Genomic DNA, 19111 nt, shown 5'->3' on the forward strand with positions numbered 1-19111 from the left:
GGTTACTGTCCTCCGATATTCAGGTATTGCGGCGCGACGGCTCCGGCAAAGCGACGCTGATGTTGACTGATTTCTGACTCTCCACAACCTGCTTCGGCGACAAATTTCACCTGTTCTTCTTCCCAGACCGCGTCGAGAGCCTGCGGTGTATCGTCCCGGGCTTCACCGACGATTTGCTGGCTGACACTTTCAACTTCAACATCGCTTTGTGACAGGCCAAGCAGCACATCAAATAGCGCGGCATATCCACTTTCACGTTGTTTCAGGCGGGCTGCCAGTAACGCCAGAATCGGGGCGATATCTTGCAAACCTCCACGCGCTTCTGACTCGTCGCGCTGGGAAAGATATTCCAGATAAAGCGGTAAATGGTCCGGTAGCTCACGACTATCGATTTCCATTCCTGCCTGCTGGTACTGACCCATCAGGTTTACCATCGCTTGTCCACGGTCGCGGGACTCACCATGCACATGTTCAAATAGCAGTAACGATGTGGCGCGGCCTCTGTCGAAGAGTTCGCTGTAGCTGGCCTGAGCATCGAGAAGATCCTGGCGGCATAAGTCAGCGATAAAATGGTTAAGCTGAGCAGCCTGTTGCAGGTTGAGTGCTTCACCTTCAACTAACGCGTCATGAAGTTCCTGCTGATGCTGCCACAGGGCAGCATCCGGATACTCAAGCACGCGGGAAATAACCAGAAGTTCAATCATGAACGTGTCTCCGTTTTGCTGGACACATCAATCGCATCAATACGCTTACTATTGAACAGATTGAATTTACTGTCTGAACCATGGCAGCCATCGCCGAAGGTGAAACCACAGCCTTTACTTTCAGGGAAAGCATCTGCTGCCAGTTCACGATGGCTGGACGGCACCACGAAACGATCTTCGTAGTTGGCAATGGCCAGATAGCGATACATCTCTTGTGCCTGAGCTTCGGTTAAGCCAACTTCTTCCAGGGCGCGAGTATCGTTAACCCCATCAACGGTTTCGGCGCGTTTATAGTGGCGCATGGCCATCATGCGTTTGAGCGCACGTAATACCGGAGCGGTATCACCCGCAGTCAGCAAGTTCGCCAGATATTCCACCGGAATACGCAGACTTTCTACATCCGGCAAAATGCCGGTGTGAGGTAATTCGCCCGCATCCGCAGCAGACTGAATTGGCGACAATGGCGGCACGTACCAAACCATCGGCAGAGTGCGATATTCCGGATGCAGCGGCAGGGCCAGCTTCCAGTCCATTGCCATCTTGTACACCGGAGACTGCTGCGCCGCATCGATAACGCTTTGTGGCACGCCATCTTTCAGCGCTTGTTCGATAATAGCCGGGTCGTTCGGATTCAGGAAAATGCTCAGCTGGCGCTCGTAGAGATCTTTTTCATTCTCCGTGCTGGCTGCCTGTTCGATAGCATCTGCGTCATACAACAGCACGCCGAGATAACGAATGCGGCCGACACATGTCTCTGAACAGACGGTTGGCATTCCCGCTTCGATACGCGGATAACAGAAAATACATTTTTCTGACTTGCCGCTTTTCCAGTTAAAGTAGATTTTTTTGTACGGGCAACCGGTAATACACATACGCCAGCCACGGCATTTATCCTGGTCAATCAGTACGATACCGTCTTCTTCACGCTTATAGATGGCACCGCTCGGGCAGGTTGCCACGCATGCCGGGTTAAGGCAGTGTTCGCATAAACGCGGCAAATACATCATGAAGGTATTTTCGAACTGGCCGTACATCGCCTTCTGCATATTCTGGAAGTTCTGATCTTTGGCGCGCTTCTCAAACTCGCCGCCGAGGATCTCTTCCCAGTTCGGGCCAGTGGTAATTTTGTTCATCCGCTGGCCGGTAATCAGCGAGCGCGGACGAGCAATCGGCTGATGTTTTCCTTCCGGCGCCTTATGCAGGTGCTGATAGTCAAAATCGAAAGGCTCGTAATAATCATCGATACCCGGCAGATGTGGGTTAGCAAAGATTTTACCCAGCAGCGTGGCTTTATTACCCATGCGAGGCTGTAACTTGCCGTTGATTTTACGCACCCAGCCGCCTTTCCACTGTTCCTGATTTTCCCAGTCAGTTGGATAACCGGTACCAGGTTTGCTTTCGACGTTGTTAAACCACGCATATTCCATGCCTTCGCGGCTGGTCCAGACGTTTTTACAGGTCACAGAACAGGTGTGACAGCCGATGCATTTATCAAGATTCAGCACCATGCCGACTTGTGAACGAATTTTCATTTTACGCTCTCCTGTTTCTGGTCATTGCCTTCACCATCCAGCCAGTCAATATTTTTCATTTTACGCACGACAACAAACTCATCGCGGTTTGAACCTACGGTGCCGTAATAGTTAAAGCCGTATGCCAGCTGGGCATAACCCCCAATCATATGGGTGGGTTTCGGGCTAATACGGGTCACCGAGTTATGAATACCGCCGCGCTGACCGGTTATTTCTGAGCCCGGTATATTCACGATGCGTTCCTGGGCGTGGTACATCATCGTCATACCTTCTGGTACACGCTGACTCACTACCGCACGCGCCGTCAGCGCACCGTTATTGTTAAAGACTTCAATCCAGTCGTTATCTTCTATGCCTAAGTCTTTGGCGTCGATTTCACTCATCCAGACAATCGGGCCGCCGCGTGACAGGGTCAGCATCAGCAGGTTATCGCTGTAGGTGGAGTGAATGCCCCATTTCTGGTGTGGAGTCAGGAAGTTCAGCGCCTTCTCAGGATTGCCGTTGGACTTCTTATTCATCACGCCTCTCACCGAACGGGTATCAATCGGTGGACGGTACACCAGCAGGCTTTCACCAAAATCACGCATCCACTGGTGATCCTGATAAAGCTGCTGACGGCCTGACAGGGTGCGCCATGGGATCAGTTCATGGACGTTGGTATAACCTGCGCTGTAAGAAACGTGCTCATCTTCAAGGCCGGACCAGGTCGGGCTGGAGATGATTTTGCGCGGCTGAGCCTGAATATCGCGAAAGCGGATCTTTTCCTCTTCTTTGTTAATCGCCAGATGGGTATGGTCGCGTCCGGTAAACTCACTCAGTGCAGCCCAGGCTTTCACAGCCACCTGACCGTTGGTTTCCGGAGCCAGAGTCAGGATCACTTCGGCGGCATCGATAGCCGAGTTGATCATCGGCTGACCTTTGGCCGGACCTTCGGTTTTGGTGTAGTTAAGCTTGCGCAGCAGATCCATCTCTTTCTGGGTATTCCAGGCGATGCCTTTGCCGCCGTTACCCAGGGTGTCCATTAATGGACCGACCGAAGTAAAGCGCTCATAAGTGGCCGGATAATCACGCTCAACCACCACCAGGTGCGGTGCCGTTTTACCCGGGATCAGGTCACACTCGCCTTTCTTCCAGTCCATCACACCAAAGGGCTGTGCCAGTTCAGCGGCAGAGTCATGCTGGATAGGTAAGGTTACAAGGTCGGTTTCTTTACCTAAATGGCCGACACAAACTTCAGAGAATTTTTTGGCAATATCTTTATAGATTTCCCAGTCGCTTTTTGACTCCCATGCCGGGTCCACGGCGGCTGAAAGAGGGTGAATAAACGGATGCATATCCGAGGTATTCATATCGTCTTTTTCATACCAGGTCGCGGTCGGCAGCACGATATCGGAGTACAGGCAGGTGCTCGACAGACGGAAGTCCAGCGTCACCACCAGGTCCAGTTTTCCGTCGAGTCCATTATCGACCCACTCCACTTCTTCCGGCATTACGCCGCCTTCTTGTCCCAAATCTTTACCCTGAATACCGTTTTCAGTACCCAGCAGATATTTGAGCATGTACTCATGGCCCTTACCGGAAGAACCCAGCAGGTTGGAACGCCAGACGAACAGGTTACGTGGGTGGTTATTACCGGCATCCGGTTGCTCTGCGGCAAAACGGATTTCGCCATTTTTCAGCTGCTGGGCCGTGAAATCCGCCGGGCTCATACCGGCAGCGGCTGCCTGTTTCGCGATGTTCAGAGGGTTGGTATTAAGCTGAGGAGCCGATGGCAGCCAGCCCATACGTTCAGCCCGCACGTTAAAGTCAATCAGGTTGCCGCTATAGCGGGATTTATCTGCCAGCGGTGACAGCAACTCTTCAGCTTTCAGAGACTCATAGCGCCACTGGCTGGAGTGGTTGTAGAAGAATGAAGTACTGTTCATATGGCGCGGCGGGCGCTGCCAGTCGAGGGCAAATGCCAGTGGGGTCCAGCCCGTCTGCGGACGCAGTTTTTCCTGACCCACATAGTGAGCCCAGCCGCCGCCGCTTTGGCCAACACAACCGCAGAAGACCAGCATATTAATCAGGCCACGGTAGTTGCTGTCCATATGGAACCAGTGGTTCAGACCCGCACCGACGATAATCATCGAGCGACCATGGGTTTTATTGGCGTTGTCGGCAAACTCACGGGCGATACGGATGATGTTCTGACGTGAAACACCGGTAATTTTCTCAGCCCATGCCGGGGAGTAGGCTTTGACATCGTCATAGCTTGTGGCACAGTTTTCGTCGTTGAGACCACGATCCAGACCGTAGTTAGCAAGCGTCAGATCATACACTGTCGTGACCAGCGCAGAGCTGCCGTCCGCCAGTGAGATACGTTTTACCGGTAGCTTGTGCATCAGCACGTTGTCGAGTTTAACGTTGTTGAAGTGTTCTGAACTTTCGCCACCGAAGTAAGGGAAGCCGACATCAGCGACTTCGTCATGGCTACCCAGCAGGCTCAGGCGCAGTTCAGCTTCTTCGCCGCTGGTTCCGTCGCGCTGTTCCAGGTTCCATTTGCCTTTCTCACCCCAGCGATAACCAATCGAGCCATTTGGTGCCAGCAACTCATCAGTCTGACTATCGATGGCCACGGTTTTCCACTGCGGGTTATTTTCCTGGCCGAGGCCATCAATCAGGTCAGAGGCACGTAACATACGGCCTGCGGCATAGAATCCGTCACGTTCTTCCAGCATTACCAGCATCGGCATGTCGGTATAGCGGCGCACGTAATCGGTAAAGTACTGGCTTGGCTTATCAAGATGGAACTCACGCAGCATCACATGGCCCATCGCCAGCGCCATGGCGGCATCAGTACCTTGCTTTGGTGCCAGCCACTGGTCACAGAGTTTCGCTATTTCGGCATAATCCGGCGTCACGGCAACGGTTTTGGTGCCTTTGTAACGTACTTCGGTAAAGAAGTGGGCGTCAGGGGTACGTGTCTGCGGCACGTTAGAGCCCCAGGCAATGATATAGCTGGAGTTATACCAGTCTGCGGATTCGGGGACGTCCGTTTGCTCGCCCCAAGTCATTGGCGATGCAGGCGGTAAATCGCAGTACCAGTCGTAAAAACTCAGACAGGTTCCGCCAATCAGAGACAGGTAACGCGCGCCAGAAGCGTAAGAGACCATCGACATCGCAGGAATCGGTGAGAAGCCAGCGATACGGTCAGGGCCAAAGGTTTTGGCGGTAAAGACGTTTGCCGCGGCAATCAGCTCATTCACTTCCTGCCAGCTTGAACGAACAAAGCCTCCGCGACCACGGGCTTGCTTATAGCTTTTTGCCTGCTCTGGGTCGTTGATGATGGAAGCCCAGGCATCCACCGGGTCGGCATGCAGCGTTTTCGCTTCACGCCACAATTTGATCAGACGCTTACGCATCAAAGGATATTTCAGGCGGTTAGCGCTATACAGATACCAGGAGTAGCTTGCGCCGCGTGGGCAGCCGCGTGGCTCATGGTTAGGCATATCCGGGCGAGTACGCGGGTAGTCGGTTTGCTGGGTTTCCCAGGTAACCAGGCCGCTTTTAACATAGATCTTCCAGCTACAGGAGCCCGTGCAGTTTACGCCATGCGTGGAACGGACGATTTTATCGTGCTGCCAGCGCTGGCGATAGCCTTCTTCCCAGTCTCGGTTAGTATCGAGCTGCTGGCCATATCCATCGGCAAAAGTTTCACCTTTTTGCCTGAAGTAACGAAACCGGTCAAGAAACTTGCTCATCGGAGTTCTCCTGATGTGGAGCCTGGAGGCTCTATCTTATAAATACGACATTGCTTATTTGATTTGCACGTTATCCCGCCTAATTGAAGGGATAATTGATAATGATCAACTGTGGAGGGGGATGATTAGGGAGTCATCTTGCGATATACCACTAAAGTATGAATAGCCAGGCATCATGTAATTAATTGAAAATAATTATCTTTTTATAGAACATACCTGGTTAAGGTAATGGCAGTTGAGGCTGTCGGGTATTAAGGGGTAAGTCCCCGTGACCGGAGTATTTGAATGGCGAGATATTCAGTATGGGAATTTTAAGATAAAAAAAGTGCGGCCTGAGCCGCACCAGAAATCACTTTACCGGCCTCATTATTTTGAGGATTTACGACCATAAACGGCCCAGGTAACGACAACACAAACGATATAGAACACGAGGAAGATTTTCATCGCACCGGCAGGAGAGCCGGTTAACGCTAGTGAAGTACCGAACGCTTTAGGAATGAAAAACCCACCAATAGCACCAATCGCTGAGATAAAGCCAAGTGCTGCGGCAGTATCGGTTGCGGCTTCACGCTGGGCTTGTTCATCGCTTCCACCCAGGGCTTTTACGCGATCTATGGTCAGTTTGCGGAAGATAACCGAAATCATCTGGAAGGTAGAGCCGCTCCCCAGACCGGCGGTCAGGAACAGCATCAGGAACACCGCGAAGAAGGCAATAAAATGGCCGCCAACTCCGTTGTTCGGCAGCGTCGCGAAGAGCAATGCGCTGAAAATGGCCATAAAGATAAAGTTGATTAGCGAGACTTTCATGCCACCGAAGCGGTCTGAAATGGCTCCGCCGAAAGAGCGCGCCAGGGCGCCAAGCAGCGGGCCGAAGAAAGCAAAATGCAGAATATCAATATCGGGAAACTGGGTTTTTGCCAGCATCGCAAATCCGGCAGAGAAACCAATAAACGAGCCAAAGGTTGCCAGATAGAGCGCGCCCATAATCCACAAATGCGCACGTTTAAGAACCGGTAACTGCTCTTTTAACGATGCTTTGACGGTAGCCAGATCGCTCATACCAAACCAGGCTGCCAGCGTACATATTGCCAGCGGTAGTACCCAGATCCATGCCGCGTTTTCAAGATATAGCTTTGTACCATCAGCCTGAGCGACACCCGTTCCGCCAAAGACGGCAAACATGGAAAGTGAGATAGCCAGCGGAGCAACCAACTGCATCACGCTCACGCCCAAATTACCCAGCCCACCGTTAATACCCAGTGCGCCCCCTTGTTTGGCTTTCGGGAAAAAGAAGCTGATATTTGCCATGCTGGAAGCAAAGTTTGCACCCGCAAAACCACACAGCAACGCAATGATAATAAATACGCTAAACGGTGTATCCGGATTTTGTACTACCACGCCTAACCACACACAGGGAATGATCAGGATCCCGGTGCTGAATGCCGTCCAGCGACGACCGCCGAATATCGGGATCATAAAAGAGTAAGGTACCCGCAACAAAGCACCCGATACCGAGGGCAGTGCGGTCAGCAGAAAAAGCTGATCGGTAGCGAAGTTAAAACCGGCTTTATTCAGATTGACCGCAACGGCGCTGAATAGCATCCAGACACAGAACGAGAGCAATAAACAAGGAACGGAGATCCATAAGTTACGACGGGCAATACCCTGTCCCTTACTTTGCCAGAATGCAGGATCTTCTGGTTTCCATTCGGTGATAAGAGATCCCGTATTTTGGCGACTACCGGGTGACTGAGACATAAACACCTCAAAAAGTGTGGGTAAATATCGCCACCTTAGGTGCTAATCGGGAATTAAAATTGATGTGAATCAAGGGACAAATCATCAGATTAACGGCTGAAAAAGGGCCGTCATTCTTTATGAGTAATACAAAAGATGGAAAATACTGTGCCTTTTCACATAACTGAAGGAGACTCACTGTCGGTTTGTATCTTGATACACTACCTCTGGCAATTAGTGAGTAATCCTTACTGAGTATGGGTATACTCCGACTAATGTCCGAGAATGTCTGGATTGGCTTTCCCTTATGCCCTGGAGCTCTTCTGTTAATGCTTAAACGTCTGTTATCGCCGCTCACTCTGTTTAACCAGCTAGCCTTAATTGTGCTGGTGCTGGCGCTGCTGGGTGTCGCGGGAATGAGTCTTTCCGGCTGGCTGGCTCAGGGTATTCAGGGGAATGCACACGCGATCAATAAAGCCGGATCGATGCGTATGCAAAGCTATCGTCTGCTGGCTGCCGTGCCTCTGAGTGAGAAAGATAATGCCCTGTTAGAGGAGATGGAAAAGACCACGTTTAGTACCGTTCTTCAAGCTGCAGCAGAACAGGACTCTCAGCAAGACAGATTGATGGCACTGCAACGTTACTGGCGTGAAGAGCTTGATCCTGCTCTACGGCAAGCGAAAAATATAGAGCAAGTCAGATCACACGTCACTGATTTTGTCGGCAGAATCGATCTGTTAGTGACGAGTTTTGATCGTATGACCGAGTCACGTCTGTTGCGTATAGTTCAGCTCCAGCTGGGTATGGCGGTGTTGATGGGATTGCTGATTATTTTTACCGTTATCTGGTTATATCAGCGATTAATACGCCCCTGGCGAGAATTACTGGCAACCGCAAAGGCTATCGGGCAACGGGATTTCACTCATCGGGTGAAAATCCGCGGGCGTAATGAGATGGCGAGCTTAGGGATTGCCTTAAACAGTATGTCTGCGGAGCTGGCCGCAAGTTATGCCAGTCTTGAGCAACGGGTGAGTGAGAAAACCATCGGGCTTGAGCAAAAAAACCAAATACTGTCTTTTCTTTATCAGGCTAACCGACGTCTGCATTCGCAGGCTCCGTTGTGCCAGCGTTTATCTTCAGTACTGAGTGAATTAGAGCATTTAACCCCGCTACAAAATACCGAGCTGCGGGTTTATGAGTATGAAGATGAAGAGAGTTATGAAGAATATACTTATCAGCCAGACAGCAAATGTGCGATCCGGAGCTGCACGCTCTGCCCCCGTGAAACAACCCTACCCGTTGGCGAAACCGTGGTGCAAAAGTTTCGTCTGGCCGATAACCATACCCAGTATGGCCTGGTACTTGCCCTTTTACCGCAAGGCTATACGTTGACCCGTGATGAGCAGCAGCTGATTTTAACCCTGATGGAGCAGTTGACCGTAACCCTGGCTTTAGAGCGTCAGTTTGAACGTAAGCAGCAGCTAATGGTCATGGAAGAACGTTCAGCGATTGCCCGGGAACTGCACGACTCTATCGCACAATCGCTTTCTTGCCTGAAAATGCAGGTCAGTTGCCTGCAAATGCAAAGTGAAAAACTACCCACAGAAATGCAGGCACTACTAGGGCAAATGCGTAATGAACTGAATACCTCGTGGCTGCAATTGCGGGAATTACTGACGACCTTTCGGCTACAGTTGACTGAGCCGGGCCTGCGTCCGGCACTGGAAGCCTGTAGCCGGGAATTTAGTGAAAAACTGGGTTTCGCAGTCAGCCTTGATTACCAGGTTCCACCGAACCGGGTTCCTTCACATCAGGCGATTCACTTAGTGCAAATTGCCCGGGAAGCGCTTAATAATAGCCTGAAACATGCTGGTGCCACCGCCTGTGGTATTAGCGTTATATATAATAATAACCAAATAACATTAACCCTATGGGATAATGGTCGGGGTATACCCGGCAACGGTGAACGGCAGAATCATTACGGAATGATTATTATGCGCGATCGTGCACTTAGCCTGAAAGGTGATTATCAGGTGGGCACGCGTCCGGGTGGAGGCACCCAAATCATCGTTAATTTTCATCCCGAAATACCCACAGGAGCAGGTAATGAGTAATCCAGAAGCCTCAACTATTTTGCTGATCGATGATCATCCTATGCTGCGTACCGGCGTTAAACAACTGATTAGCATGGCCCCCGATCTGCAGGTTATCGGCGAAGCAGGAAACGGTGAGACAGGCGTACAGCTTGCTGAAGAACTGGATCCGGACTTGATTTTGCTCGATCTCAATATGCCCGGTATGAATGGCCTTGAAACGCTCGACAGACTGCGAGAAAAATCGCTGTCAGGCTGTATTGTGGTATTTACCGTCTCAAATCATGAAGAAGATGTGGTTACTGCCCTGAAAAGAGGCGCCGATGGCTATCTTTTGAAAGATATGGAGCCGGAAGAGTTACTTAAGGCATTACAGCAAGCGGCTTCAGGGGAGATTGTTTTAAGCGAGGCGTTAACGCCGGTGCTGGCCGCAAGCTTGCGGGCCAACCGTGCGACATCTGACCGGGATGTGAATCTGCTCACCCCGCGTGAGCGCGATATTCTGAAACTTATCGCGCAGAGTTTGCCCAATAAAATGATTGCCCGCCGCCTGGATATTACTGAAAGCACGGTAAAAGTTCATGTGAAGCATCTGCTGAAAAAAATGAAACTCAAATCCCGTGTTGAAGCCGCGGTATGGGTGCATCAGGAACGTATTTTTTAACCTTTGCCAGAATATTAAAACGGACGCTGGGCAGGTATTGCCAGCTCCGTCAGATATGACTCATCAATAATTTGTATCCTGTCTTTATCCATGCCAATCAATCCTTTTTGTCGCCAGCCAGAAAACAGACGGCTGAGCGTTTCATAGCGAATACCTAATTTTGTGGCTAACTGCCCGCGTGACAGGGGCAGCACGACATCATCGGATTGCTGACGGCGTTTGAGATCAAGCAAATAAGCCGCCAGACGCTGCTCCGCGGTACTGGAGGTCAGCCAGTCAATATGGTTAATATTTTCATAGAGCTGCAAGCTAAACCGTGATAATAGCTGAACCATAATGGTCGGGCAGGCATGGCACAATGACAAAATAGCCTGCTTCTCCAGCATCAGGGCGCTACTCTCGGTATGTGCCCGCAGACTCATCGGGAATCGGTTATGGGGCATAAATACCGCAGCAATAGCCACCAAATCTCCCGGAGTAAACATCCCAAAGACTTTTTCTTCGCCTGACCAGGTATGGCGCAACACGTCAATTTGCCCGGTAATAATTAACGGGCAGGCTTTGACTTCCTCGCCTTCACGGTTAATCAGTTCCCCTGCCGCAAATTCATGCCAGGTGCTCGTCCTGAGAAGCACGTTCAAGTCATCATCTTTTACTGTCTTAAAGAGCGGGCAGGATCTGAGAACTGCCATAAATTGTGCAGGGGGAAGGGGCTTTGTGACAAATGTCATAGGTCTTTCCTCTCAGAGCGGCCAGAATAGACTGTAAATAATAACCAATCGCATTAACAATGTATCTCACCATTTCGTATTAAGTGCAGCCGCTGAGGCCATGTGAACCCGCTGAATATTGCCCTATAAACTTTAAGGATGCTTATTATGAATACCAATACGATTACACCTGCAGAAGCCCTGACGATTACAAGCTTAGTGAATTATACCGAGCAGGGGATTGCCAGCCGTGTTCTTGCCAGAAATGGTGGCGGTAATATTACGCTGTTTGCCTTTGATAAAGGCCAGTCGCTGTCTGAACATAGTGCACCATTTGATGCCATTGTGATGGTTCCTGAAGGCTCGCTTATCCTGACCATTGCCGGTAAACCCGTTCTGACCAAGCCCGGGGATATCGTGCGTATGCCTGCCAATATCCCGCATGCTGTTGATGCGCCTGAGCAGGCCAAAATGCTGCTGGTGATGTTACGTGAACCAGAGAAAAAACAGGATTAAATCATGGACACCACCAATACAGGTCATGAAGCCGGACACAAATTTTTAGCGCGTCTGGGGAAAAAGCGTTTACGCCCTGGCGGACGTATTGCCACCGAATGGTTGTTATCCCACAGCGGCTTGCAGCCTGACAGTCAGGTATTAGAAATTGCCTGTAATATGGGTACCACGGCGATTGAAATTGCCCAGCGTTTTCAGTGCCATATTACCGGGATTGATATGGATAAGCAGGCGCTGACGAAGGCCCGCACCAACATTCTCTCCCATGGGCTGTCTAATCTGATTACCGTGCAGGAAGCCGATGCCTCAAAGCTGCCGTTTCCGGATAATCACTTTGATGTGGTCATCAATGAAGCCATGCTGACGATGTATGCCGATAAAGCCAAAGCCCGTTTGTTGCAGGAATATTTTCGCGTGCTGAAACCGGGTGGACGTCTGTTGACCCATGATATTGCTCTGACAGAACCGCGAGAAGATAATGATGTCAGTCAGAAAATGCAGGCTGCCATCCAGGTGAAAGCCCAGCCTATGCCTACCGAGGCCTGGGTTACACTGTTCCGTACTGCGGGTTTTCATGATGTCAGCCACTCAGAAGGGATGATGACTCTGATGACGCCCAGGGGCATGTTGCATGATGAAGGGTTGATAGGTACGTTAAAAATCATCCGCAACGCGCTTAAAGCAGAAAATCGCCCACAGTTTTTAAGAATGTTTCGCCATTTTCGACAGAACCGTAACCGGTTGAGATATATCGCGGTAGTGAGTACTAAATGATCGGTGAAGAGATAATATGACGGGTTTATTTAAACCCGTCATAGGTTAAGCCCTGGCTCATTTTTTATTTCAATAAACGCATTTTTTGCTCATCAGATAGCCGCCTGACTTCTCCCGGATTCAAACCAATATAACCTTTCAGAGCGCGGGTGAAGGTTTGCTGGGATTCATATCCATACTGAAGGGCGATAAAAATGATCGGGTCATTGCCTTTAATTAATTCAATAATCGCCTGATCTAATCGGGTATTTTTTATATAGCGGCCCAGCGTAATACCGGTGTGCTTTTTAAACATGCGCTGAAAGTGCCAGCGCGAAAATCCGGCGCGTTCGGCAACCAGATAAATGCTGATAGGTTTATCCGGTTGTTGAGCAATCCACCTGAACAGCTCATCAACAATATTCTGATGAAAATTATCTACTGATGCCATAGGTTCCCCCAGATTGCGGGCATATTAGAAATATATGCCCGCAATAACATTACGCTTTTTTACGGGTGAATTTTTCTACCATTTTCATCACTGAAAAGTAGAAAACAGGGACGAAGAAAATAGCCAGTATTGTGCCGCTTATCATTCCGCCAAATACTCCAGTACCGATAGCATGTTGTGTCTCTGCGCTGGCCCCGCTGGCTATCACCAGTGGAACAACGCCAAGGGTAAATGCCAGAGAGGTCATCAGTATCGGACGCAGACGCATACGTGCAGCTTGCAGTGTGGACTCAAGCAGACCTTTGCCGCTTTCATGCATCTGTTTGGCAAACTCGACTATCAGGATGGCGTTCTTGGCTGAGAGGCCAATAATGGTAATCATGCCGACCTTAAAGAACACATCGTTCGAGAGATCGCGCATCATGATTGCCAGTACTGCTCCTAATAATCCCAGAGGTACCACCATCATGACAGACAGTGGAACGGTCCAGCTTTCATAAAGCGCAGCCAGAACCAGGAAGACCACCAGCATTGAGAGCACCATCAGCATCGGCGCTTCTGAGGCTGACTGCTGTTCCTGCAATGACAGACCCGTCCACTCAATAGCAAATCCTTCTGGTAGCTGTTCTGCCAGTCGCTCCATCTCTTTCATGGCATCACCACTTGAATAGCCGGGTGCGGCACTACCGGTTACTTTAATTGCCTGATAGCCCTGATAACGTACCAGCTGTAACGGTGAGTTTTCCCATTTCGCCTGAACAAACTCGGAAAGGGGAACCATTCCTCCTGTGCCGTTGCGTACGTAGAGCTTAAGAATATCTTCCGGCTGCATGCGGAATGGCGCATCGGCCTGGACTATAACCTGCTGCATACGATCGGCATTGGGGAAATCATTCACATACAGCGAGCCAATCGCGCCCGATAATGTCTGACTGATTTCATCAAATGCGACACCCAGGGCGAACGCTTTCTGACGATCGATCTGCAGATTAATCACCTGGCCATCGGGTAAGCCATCAACATAAACCCCCTGAACTATCTGGCTACCGGCTGCCAGCTCAAGTAATTTATTGTTGGCCTGTTTAAGCGCCTCATAGCCTTTACCCGCGCGGTCTTCCAGACGCATAGCAAAACCGGAGGAGTTGCCCAGTTCATCAATTGCCGGAGGCATCAGGCTGTAGATTTCAGCCTCAGGATGTCCGTATAACGTCGTCATGACATGGCCGGATTCTGATGCCGAGGTTGCACCTTGACGCTGGTCCCAGTCTTTTAGCGTGGTAAAGGCCATCGCAGAGTTAGGCCCTGAGCCGGAGAAGCTAAACCCCATAACGGACAGGTTTGCGTTGATACCTTCTCTGTTCAGCACGGTACCTTCAAACTCTTTTACGACATCCAAAGTACGCTCTGATGTGGCATCAGAAGGTAACTGAATAGAGGTTATGAAGTAACCCTGGTCTTCTTCCGGCAGGAAGGCTCCGGGAATACTTTTCATGGTGAAAAACAGTAGCAGACAGAGCGCTGCATAGACCGCCAGCGAGCCCCCGGCACGTTTTAGCATGCGGGCGACGCCGTTTTCATAGCGGTCAGTCATCACTGAGAACTTGCGGTTAAACCAGCCGAAAAATCCTCTCTTCTGATGATGGTTTTTATCAATCGGCTTTAGCAGCGTGGCGCATAATGCCGGGGTCAGGCTAAGGGCGAGGAAAGCGGAGAACAGAATTGAAACCGCCATCGACATAGTGAACTGACGGTAGATTGCCCCGACCGAACCGGTTGCCAGCGCCATAGGAATAAATACCGCACTGAGTACCAGCGTGATACCAATCACCGCACCGGTTATCTCCTTCATGGCTTTCTGGGTTGCTTCTTTCGGCCCCAGTCCTTCTTCGACCATGATTCGCTCGACGTTTTCCACCACGACGATGGCATCATCGACGATAATCCCGATAGCCAGAACCATACCGAACATAGTCAGTACGTTAATGGAAAAGCCGGACATCAGCATCACGGTGAATGTCCCGAGTAGCGCAATAGGGGCAACAATCGCAGGAATAAAGGTATACCTGACATTCTGTAAGAACAGATACATCACCAGGAAGACCAGCACCATGGCTTCAATAAACGTGTGTATTACTTTCTCAATCGAGACTTTGACAAAAGGCGTGGTATCAAACGGAATGGTATATTCCATGCCTTGCGGCATCGCTTTACTCAAGTCTTCAAGGCGTAATTTAAGCTGCTCCGCGGTTCTCACCGCATTGGCTCCAGGTGCAAGCTGGATTGCTGCCCCGGTAGAGATATGTCCATTTTCCCGGGTTGAAAAGCCATAACTCTGTGGCCCTAATTCCACACGGGCGACATCAGAAAGTACCACTCGGGAACCATCCAGATTTGATTTCAGGGTGATATTGCCAAATTCCTCAGGGGAGCCAAGCTGACCTTGAACCAGTAAAGGATAAGTGACCTGCTGTCCCTTTATGGCTGGTGAGTCGCCGGTTCTGCCCGGTGATATCTGGGTATTTTCTGCCGTTATCGCCCGGCTGATATCATTCACGGTCAGGCTGTACTGATTGAGCTTGACCGGGTCGACCCACACGCGCATGGCTTTTTCTGCCCCAAACAGCTGGACGCGACCAACACCCTCTACCCGACGTAACTCTTCCATCATATTACGGGAAAAGTAATCGCTTAAATCGCTATCTGACATCTCTCCCTGTTTTGAAGACAGCCCAATAATCATCAGAAACCCTGAGGATGAGGCTTCAACATTCAGGCCATTCTGGCGCACCACCTGAGGCAGTCTGGGTTCGACGATTTTAATCCGGTTTTGCACATCGACCTGAGCCAGTTCGGGATCGGTTCCTGGCTTAAAGGTCACGCTAATGGTCGCCTGCCCTGAGGTATCACTGCTTGACTCAAAGTAGAGCAGATTTTTAACCGAGGAGAGCTCACGTTCAATTAACGCGACCACGTTATTGTTCATCATCTCAGGCGTCGAGCCGGGATAGGTGGCATAGATATTGACGCTGGGTGGTGCCACTGACGGATAGCGGGCAACAGGCAGTTTAGGGATGGCAAGGATCCCAAACAGCACGATAAAGATAGCGATAACCCAGGCAAAGACCGGGCGATTAATAAAAAACTGCGGCATAAAATATCCTGGATAAGAGTAAGGGTGAAATTAGGATTGCGCGTCTTGTGCCAGATGCAGAGACACGCCCTCTTGCAACCTGCTCATTCCTTTAACCACTAACTGGTCACCTGCTTTCAGGCCGTTTTTAATCCAAAAATGAGATCCGATAGCTTCACCTGCCTCAACCTCGACCCGTTTTGCTTTACCTTCATCATTGAGCCAGACGTAGGTTTTATCGCCTTCACGTACCAGGGTCTCACGAGGAACCACTAAGCCGTTCTGTTCCAGCAGGCGTGAAATTTTTGCCTGCACATACATACCCGGCAGTAACGTCCGGTCCGAATTATCCACTTGCAGACGCATCACCACATCCCCGGTACTGGCATCAACGCTGACCCCGGTAAATAGGATCTGTGCCTGATTACTGTAGGGGGTTCCGTCAGCGGCAATAACGGCCGCTGATGCCGCATTTTCATCACGGGCTAATGTTCCTGCGGCGGCTTGCAGCATGTTCATCTGGGAAGCGGGCTGGCGGACATCGACATAGACTTTGTCTATCTGCTGAACCGTTGCCAGAGCTTGAGTATCGCTGGAACTGACCAGTGCGCCTTCGGTAATAAAGTTTTGATCAACGCGCCCACCAATAGGCGATTTCACGGTTGAGTAAGAGAGGTCTAATTGCTTGCGTTCGAGTACTGCGCGCGCTTCAGCAATAGCTGCTTTGGCCTGCTCGGCAGCAGAAAGTGCATCTTCATAATCCTGCTCACTGACCGCGCCTGAATGTTTTATCTTTGCAAGACGGCTGGCTTTAGCCTGCAATTGTCGGTAGCTCGCCTGAGCTTTTTGCAGCGAGGCAGCGGCGCTATTAACGTCAGCCTTAAACGGAGCGGGATCAATCTGGAATAACGCCTGACCGGGCACCAGTTCACTTCCCTGGTTAAACTTCATTTCAGTGATAATTCCATTCACCTGAGGCCTAATCTGGGCAATGCGAAATGCAGCTACCCGGCCTGGAAAAGTTTGTTCCTGGAATACCGGCTCTGTGGCGAGCGTTGTGACATTCACCATTGCGGGCATCTCTTCTGTTTGAGCGACGACTTCAGAACCTGAATCGCAGGCAGATAATAGCCATAAGAGAGATAACACAGTTATTTTCGTCGTTCGTTTTATCATCATTCCAGTTATTTCCCGATATTTAAAATAGATATCACGTGCTAGAATAATTATATAATTCATATGTTTACATTGTGTGTAGGATATGTGGAGATGGTGTGGATTGTGGTAAAGATGAGCAAATACGAGGAACAAAAATGAAAAATATTAAAGTTCTGCTGGCAGAAGATGAAAACGATATTGCGGAAATTCTCACCGCATATCTGCTGAAAGAAGGATTTAGCGTTATCCGGGCAAAAGATGGGCGAGAAGCAATTTCACTGGTGTTGTCTGAGTCCCCTTCGTTTGTGATCCTCGATATCCGCATGCCCTATGTCGATGGCTGGCAGGTACTCAGTGAAATCAGACGCAATAATGATGTCCCCGTCATGATGCTGACTGCGCTGGATGCCGATATCGATAAAATTCAGGCGCTGCGGACAGGAGCCGATGACTATATCGTTAAGCCTTTTAACCCGGCAGAAGTGATAGCCAGAATTCACGTGATTTTAAGACGTATGTCTTATCATCAATCGGATGCCAATCAGCTTTCGTTCAGTACCCGCAATATTAGTCTGAATGTCACCCATCACTCTGTTGTGATTAAATCGTCTAATACCGATATTGGCAGCCAGCTCACCTCGACAGAGTTCAAAATTCTGCTCCATCTTATTCGTTACCCTAAAAGAGTCTTTTCACGTCAGGAAATTCTTGATTACTGCCTGCCGGAAGGGGATGCCAGCGAACGTACCGTTGACAGCCATATCAGTAAACTGAGAAAGAAAATTGAGCAGGCGGGGCTGGCATCGGTGCCTGAAAGTATTCGTGGTTTTGGCTATCGGCTGGGGGATTAGGATGAAGAAAACGGGTATTCGCTATCAGCTCTTTATTCTGACGTCGAAAGTGGCGCTGAGTACTATTGTGCTGTTTTTCATGGTTTACAGTATTTATCTCACGATATTTAATATGTCTGATGAAGATAACTTAATACCAACCACCCATGACTGGATCCTGACGCTGATCTCCAGCTTGCTATCATCATTGATTGCATTAGGTTTTTCCTGGTCTTTTGCTAAAAAAGTCATTATTCCCTTAAATGCTGTTGCAGAAAGCGCGCGTAAAATTGCAGAAGGGCAACTGAGTGAACGTGCCAGACATAACGTGCGTGAAATCCGGGAAACCGCACTACTTATCGACGATTTCAATGCTATGGCAGATAAACTGGAAGTGATGTCCAATGAAATGAAGAAATGGAATGCGGCTATAGCCCACGAACTGAGGACTCCGGTCACGGTGTTACAAGGCAGAATTCAGGGCATCAGGGATGGCGTATTTGAGAAGGATGACAGACAGTTTTCGATTTTACTGAATCAGACCGAAGGTTTATCAAGACTTATCGATGATTTAAGAGTGTTAAGTCTTTCGGATAGCGGGCAGCTGTATCTTTATCGTGAAACGGTACAGATGGATACGTTAGTCGTCACCAGCGCTGAACTGTTCCGTAATGAGCTTGAAAATAAAGGCCTGAAACTGACTCTCGAGACAGAAGAGGTGACGGGATTTGTGGATAAAATGCGTATCGGTCAGATCCTGTCGGCATTGCTGAGTAACGCTATTAAATATTCCGTTCCTGGTAAAATCCTGGTGACTTGTCATCTGCTTGCTGGTGACATCCGTATCACGGTTCAAGATGAAGGCCCCGGTATTCCACAGCAGGAAAGCGAGACTATTTTCGACGCTTTTTATCGTACCGTGAATGTGCGCTCAGAGAAAACGGAGGGTTCAGGACTGGGACTGGCCGTTGTAAGTTCTATTGTCAGGGCACATGGCGGGCAGGTGAGTTGCAAACAGAGCCTCCTGGGAGGCTGTTGTATTGAGCTGTTATTGCCCGCTGAAATTAATTAACCGCTCGTTTAGAGCGAA

The 19111-nt window shown here is 49.8% G+C and carries 14 protein-coding genes; 6 read left to right on the forward strand and 8 right to left on the reverse strand.

From position 1 onward, the window contains the following. Window positions 1-2 precede the first annotated feature (2 nt). The 4 genes from narJ to M2387_RS17300 form a co-directional block, all read right to left on the reverse strand. Window positions 3-704: a nitrate reductase molybdenum cofactor assembly chaperone gene (gene narJ / locus M2387_RS17285; protein WP_259051173.1), complete on the reverse strand. Its 702-nt coding sequence runs from the start codon at window positions 702-704 to the stop codon at window positions 3-5. Further along, window positions 701-2236: a nitrate reductase subunit beta gene (gene narH, locus M2387_RS17290; RefSeq protein ID WP_259051174.1), complete on the reverse strand. Its 1536-nt coding sequence runs from the start codon at window positions 2234-2236 to the stop codon at window positions 701-703. Before narH ends, narJ begins: the two co-directional genes overlap by 4 nt. Next, entirely contained in the window at window positions 2233-5979 is a 3747-nt protein-coding gene (locus M2387_RS17295; protein ID WP_259051176.1) for a nitrate reductase subunit alpha, read from the reverse strand. The genes narH and M2387_RS17295 overlap by 4 nt, the downstream gene beginning before the upstream one ends. Window positions 5980-6345: 366 nt before the next feature. After that, a complete protein-coding gene (locus tag M2387_RS17300) occupies window positions 6346-7737 on the reverse strand; it encodes a NarK family nitrate/nitrite MFS transporter (protein ID WP_259051178.1) in 1392 nt (463 codons plus the stop codon). Between the two features lie 308 nt (window positions 7738-8045). On the opposite strand from M2387_RS17300, the gene narX reads away from it, so the two are divergent. Beyond that, window positions 8046-9830: a nitrate/nitrite two-component system sensor histidine kinase NarX gene (narX, locus tag M2387_RS17305; protein ID WP_259051180.1), complete on the forward strand. Its 1785-nt coding sequence runs from the start codon at window positions 8046-8048 to the stop codon at window positions 9828-9830. Continuing rightward, on the forward strand, window positions 9823-10473 hold the full coding sequence (gene narL / locus M2387_RS17310; protein ID WP_259051182.1) for a two-component system response regulator NarL: 651 nt from the start codon (window positions 9823-9825) through the stop codon (window positions 10471-10473). The genes narX and narL overlap by 8 nt, the downstream gene beginning before the upstream one ends. A gap of 14 nt (window positions 10474-10487) precedes the next feature. On the opposite strand, the gene M2387_RS17315 is transcribed toward narL, so the two are convergent. Then, window positions 10488-11204: a Crp/Fnr family transcriptional regulator gene (locus tag M2387_RS17315; RefSeq protein ID WP_259051184.1), complete on the reverse strand. Its 717-nt coding sequence runs from the start codon at window positions 11202-11204 to the stop codon at window positions 10488-10490. A gap of 147 nt (window positions 11205-11351) precedes the next feature. Here M2387_RS17315 and M2387_RS17320 point away from each other — a divergent pair, with 147 nt between their 5' ends. Continuing rightward, complete coding sequence (locus M2387_RS17320) at window positions 11352-11699, forward strand: cupin domain-containing protein (protein ID WP_259051186.1); 348 nt, start codon at window positions 11352-11354, stop codon at window positions 11697-11699. Between the two features lie 3 nt (window positions 11700-11702). Next, window positions 11703-12473 (forward strand): class I SAM-dependent methyltransferase, encoded by a 771-nt coding sequence (locus M2387_RS17325; protein WP_259051187.1) that lies wholly within the window; start codon window positions 11703-11705, stop codon window positions 12471-12473. 64 nt (window positions 12474-12537) lie between these two features. On the opposite strand, the gene M2387_RS17330 is transcribed toward M2387_RS17325, so the two are convergent. The 3 genes from M2387_RS17330 to M2387_RS17340 are packed head-to-tail and all read right to left on the reverse strand — an operon-like array spanning window position 12538 to window position 17212. After that, window positions 12538-12903, reverse strand: coding sequence for a helix-turn-helix domain-containing protein (locus tag M2387_RS17330; protein WP_259051188.1), 366 nt, complete (start codon window positions 12901-12903; stop codon window positions 12538-12540). Window positions 12904-12952: 49 nt separating this feature from the next. Further along, the gene (locus tag M2387_RS17335) at window positions 12953-16054 is read right to left on the reverse strand and encodes an efflux RND transporter permease subunit (RefSeq protein WP_259051189.1); all 3102 of its coding nucleotides are present in this window, start codon (window positions 16052-16054) and stop codon (window positions 12953-12955) included. Window positions 16055-16084: 30 nt separating this feature from the next. Further along, on the reverse strand, window positions 16085-17212 hold the full coding sequence (locus M2387_RS17340) for an efflux RND transporter periplasmic adaptor subunit (RefSeq protein WP_259051190.1): 1128 nt from the start codon (window positions 17210-17212) through the stop codon (window positions 16085-16087). Between the two features lie 134 nt (window positions 17213-17346). Between M2387_RS17340 and M2387_RS17345 the strand changes: the two genes are divergently transcribed. Then, window positions 17347-18042 (forward strand): response regulator, encoded by a 696-nt coding sequence (locus M2387_RS17345; RefSeq protein WP_259051191.1) that lies wholly within the window; start codon window positions 17347-17349, stop codon window positions 18040-18042. A 1-nt stretch (window position 18043) separates the two neighbouring features. Further along, window positions 18044-19093, forward strand: coding sequence for an ATP-binding protein (locus M2387_RS17350; protein ID WP_259051192.1), 1050 nt, complete (start codon window positions 18044-18046; stop codon window positions 19091-19093). Window positions 19094-19111 lie beyond the last annotated feature (18 nt).

The sequence above is a fragment of the Klebsiella sp. BIGb0407 genome, assembly GCF_024807845.1.
Taxonomy (GTDB): Bacteria; Pseudomonadota; Gammaproteobacteria; order Enterobacterales; family Enterobacteriaceae; genus JGM124.

Coding starts and splice junctions, on each gene's coding strand:
- narJ (WP_259051173.1), bottom strand. CDS start 704: ATGATTGAACTTCTGGTTATTTCCCGCGTGCTTGAGTATCCGGATGCT.
- narH (WP_259051174.1), bottom strand. CDS start 2,236: ATGAAAATTCGTTCACAAGTCGGCATGGTGCTGAATCTTGATAAATGC.
- M2387_RS17295 (WP_259051176.1), bottom strand. CDS start 5,979: ATGAGCAAGTTTCTTGACCGGTTTCGTTACTTCAGGCAAAAAGGTGAA.
- M2387_RS17300 (WP_259051178.1), bottom strand. CDS start 7,737: ATGTCTCAGTCACCCGGTAGTCGCCAAAATACGGGATCTCTTATCACC.
- narX (WP_259051180.1), top strand. CDS start 8,046: ATGCTTAAACGTCTGTTATCGCCGCTCACTCTGTTTAACCAGCTAGCC.
- narL (WP_259051182.1), top strand. CDS start 9,823: ATGAGTAATCCAGAAGCCTCAACTATTTTGCTGATCGATGATCATCCT.
- M2387_RS17315 (WP_259051184.1), bottom strand. CDS start 11,204: ATGACATTTGTCACAAAGCCCCTTCCCCCTGCACAATTTATGGCAGTT.
- M2387_RS17320 (WP_259051186.1), top strand. CDS start 11,352: ATGAATACCAATACGATTACACCTGCAGAAGCCCTGACGATTACAAGC.
- M2387_RS17325 (WP_259051187.1), top strand. CDS start 11,703: ATGGACACCACCAATACAGGTCATGAAGCCGGACACAAATTTTTAGCG.
- M2387_RS17330 (WP_259051188.1), bottom strand. CDS start 12,903: ATGGCATCAGTAGATAATTTTCATCAGAATATTGTTGATGAGCTGTTC.
- M2387_RS17335 (WP_259051189.1), bottom strand. CDS start 16,054: ATGCCGCAGTTTTTTATTAATCGCCCGGTCTTTGCCTGGGTTATCGCT.
- M2387_RS17340 (WP_259051190.1), bottom strand. CDS start 17,212: ATGATGATAAAACGAACGACGAAAATAACTGTGTTATCTCTCTTATGG.
- M2387_RS17345 (WP_259051191.1), top strand. CDS start 17,347: ATGAAAAATATTAAAGTTCTGCTGGCAGAAGATGAAAACGATATTGCG.
- M2387_RS17350 (WP_259051192.1), top strand. CDS start 18,044: ATGAAGAAAACGGGTATTCGCTATCAGCTCTTTATTCTGACGTCGAAA.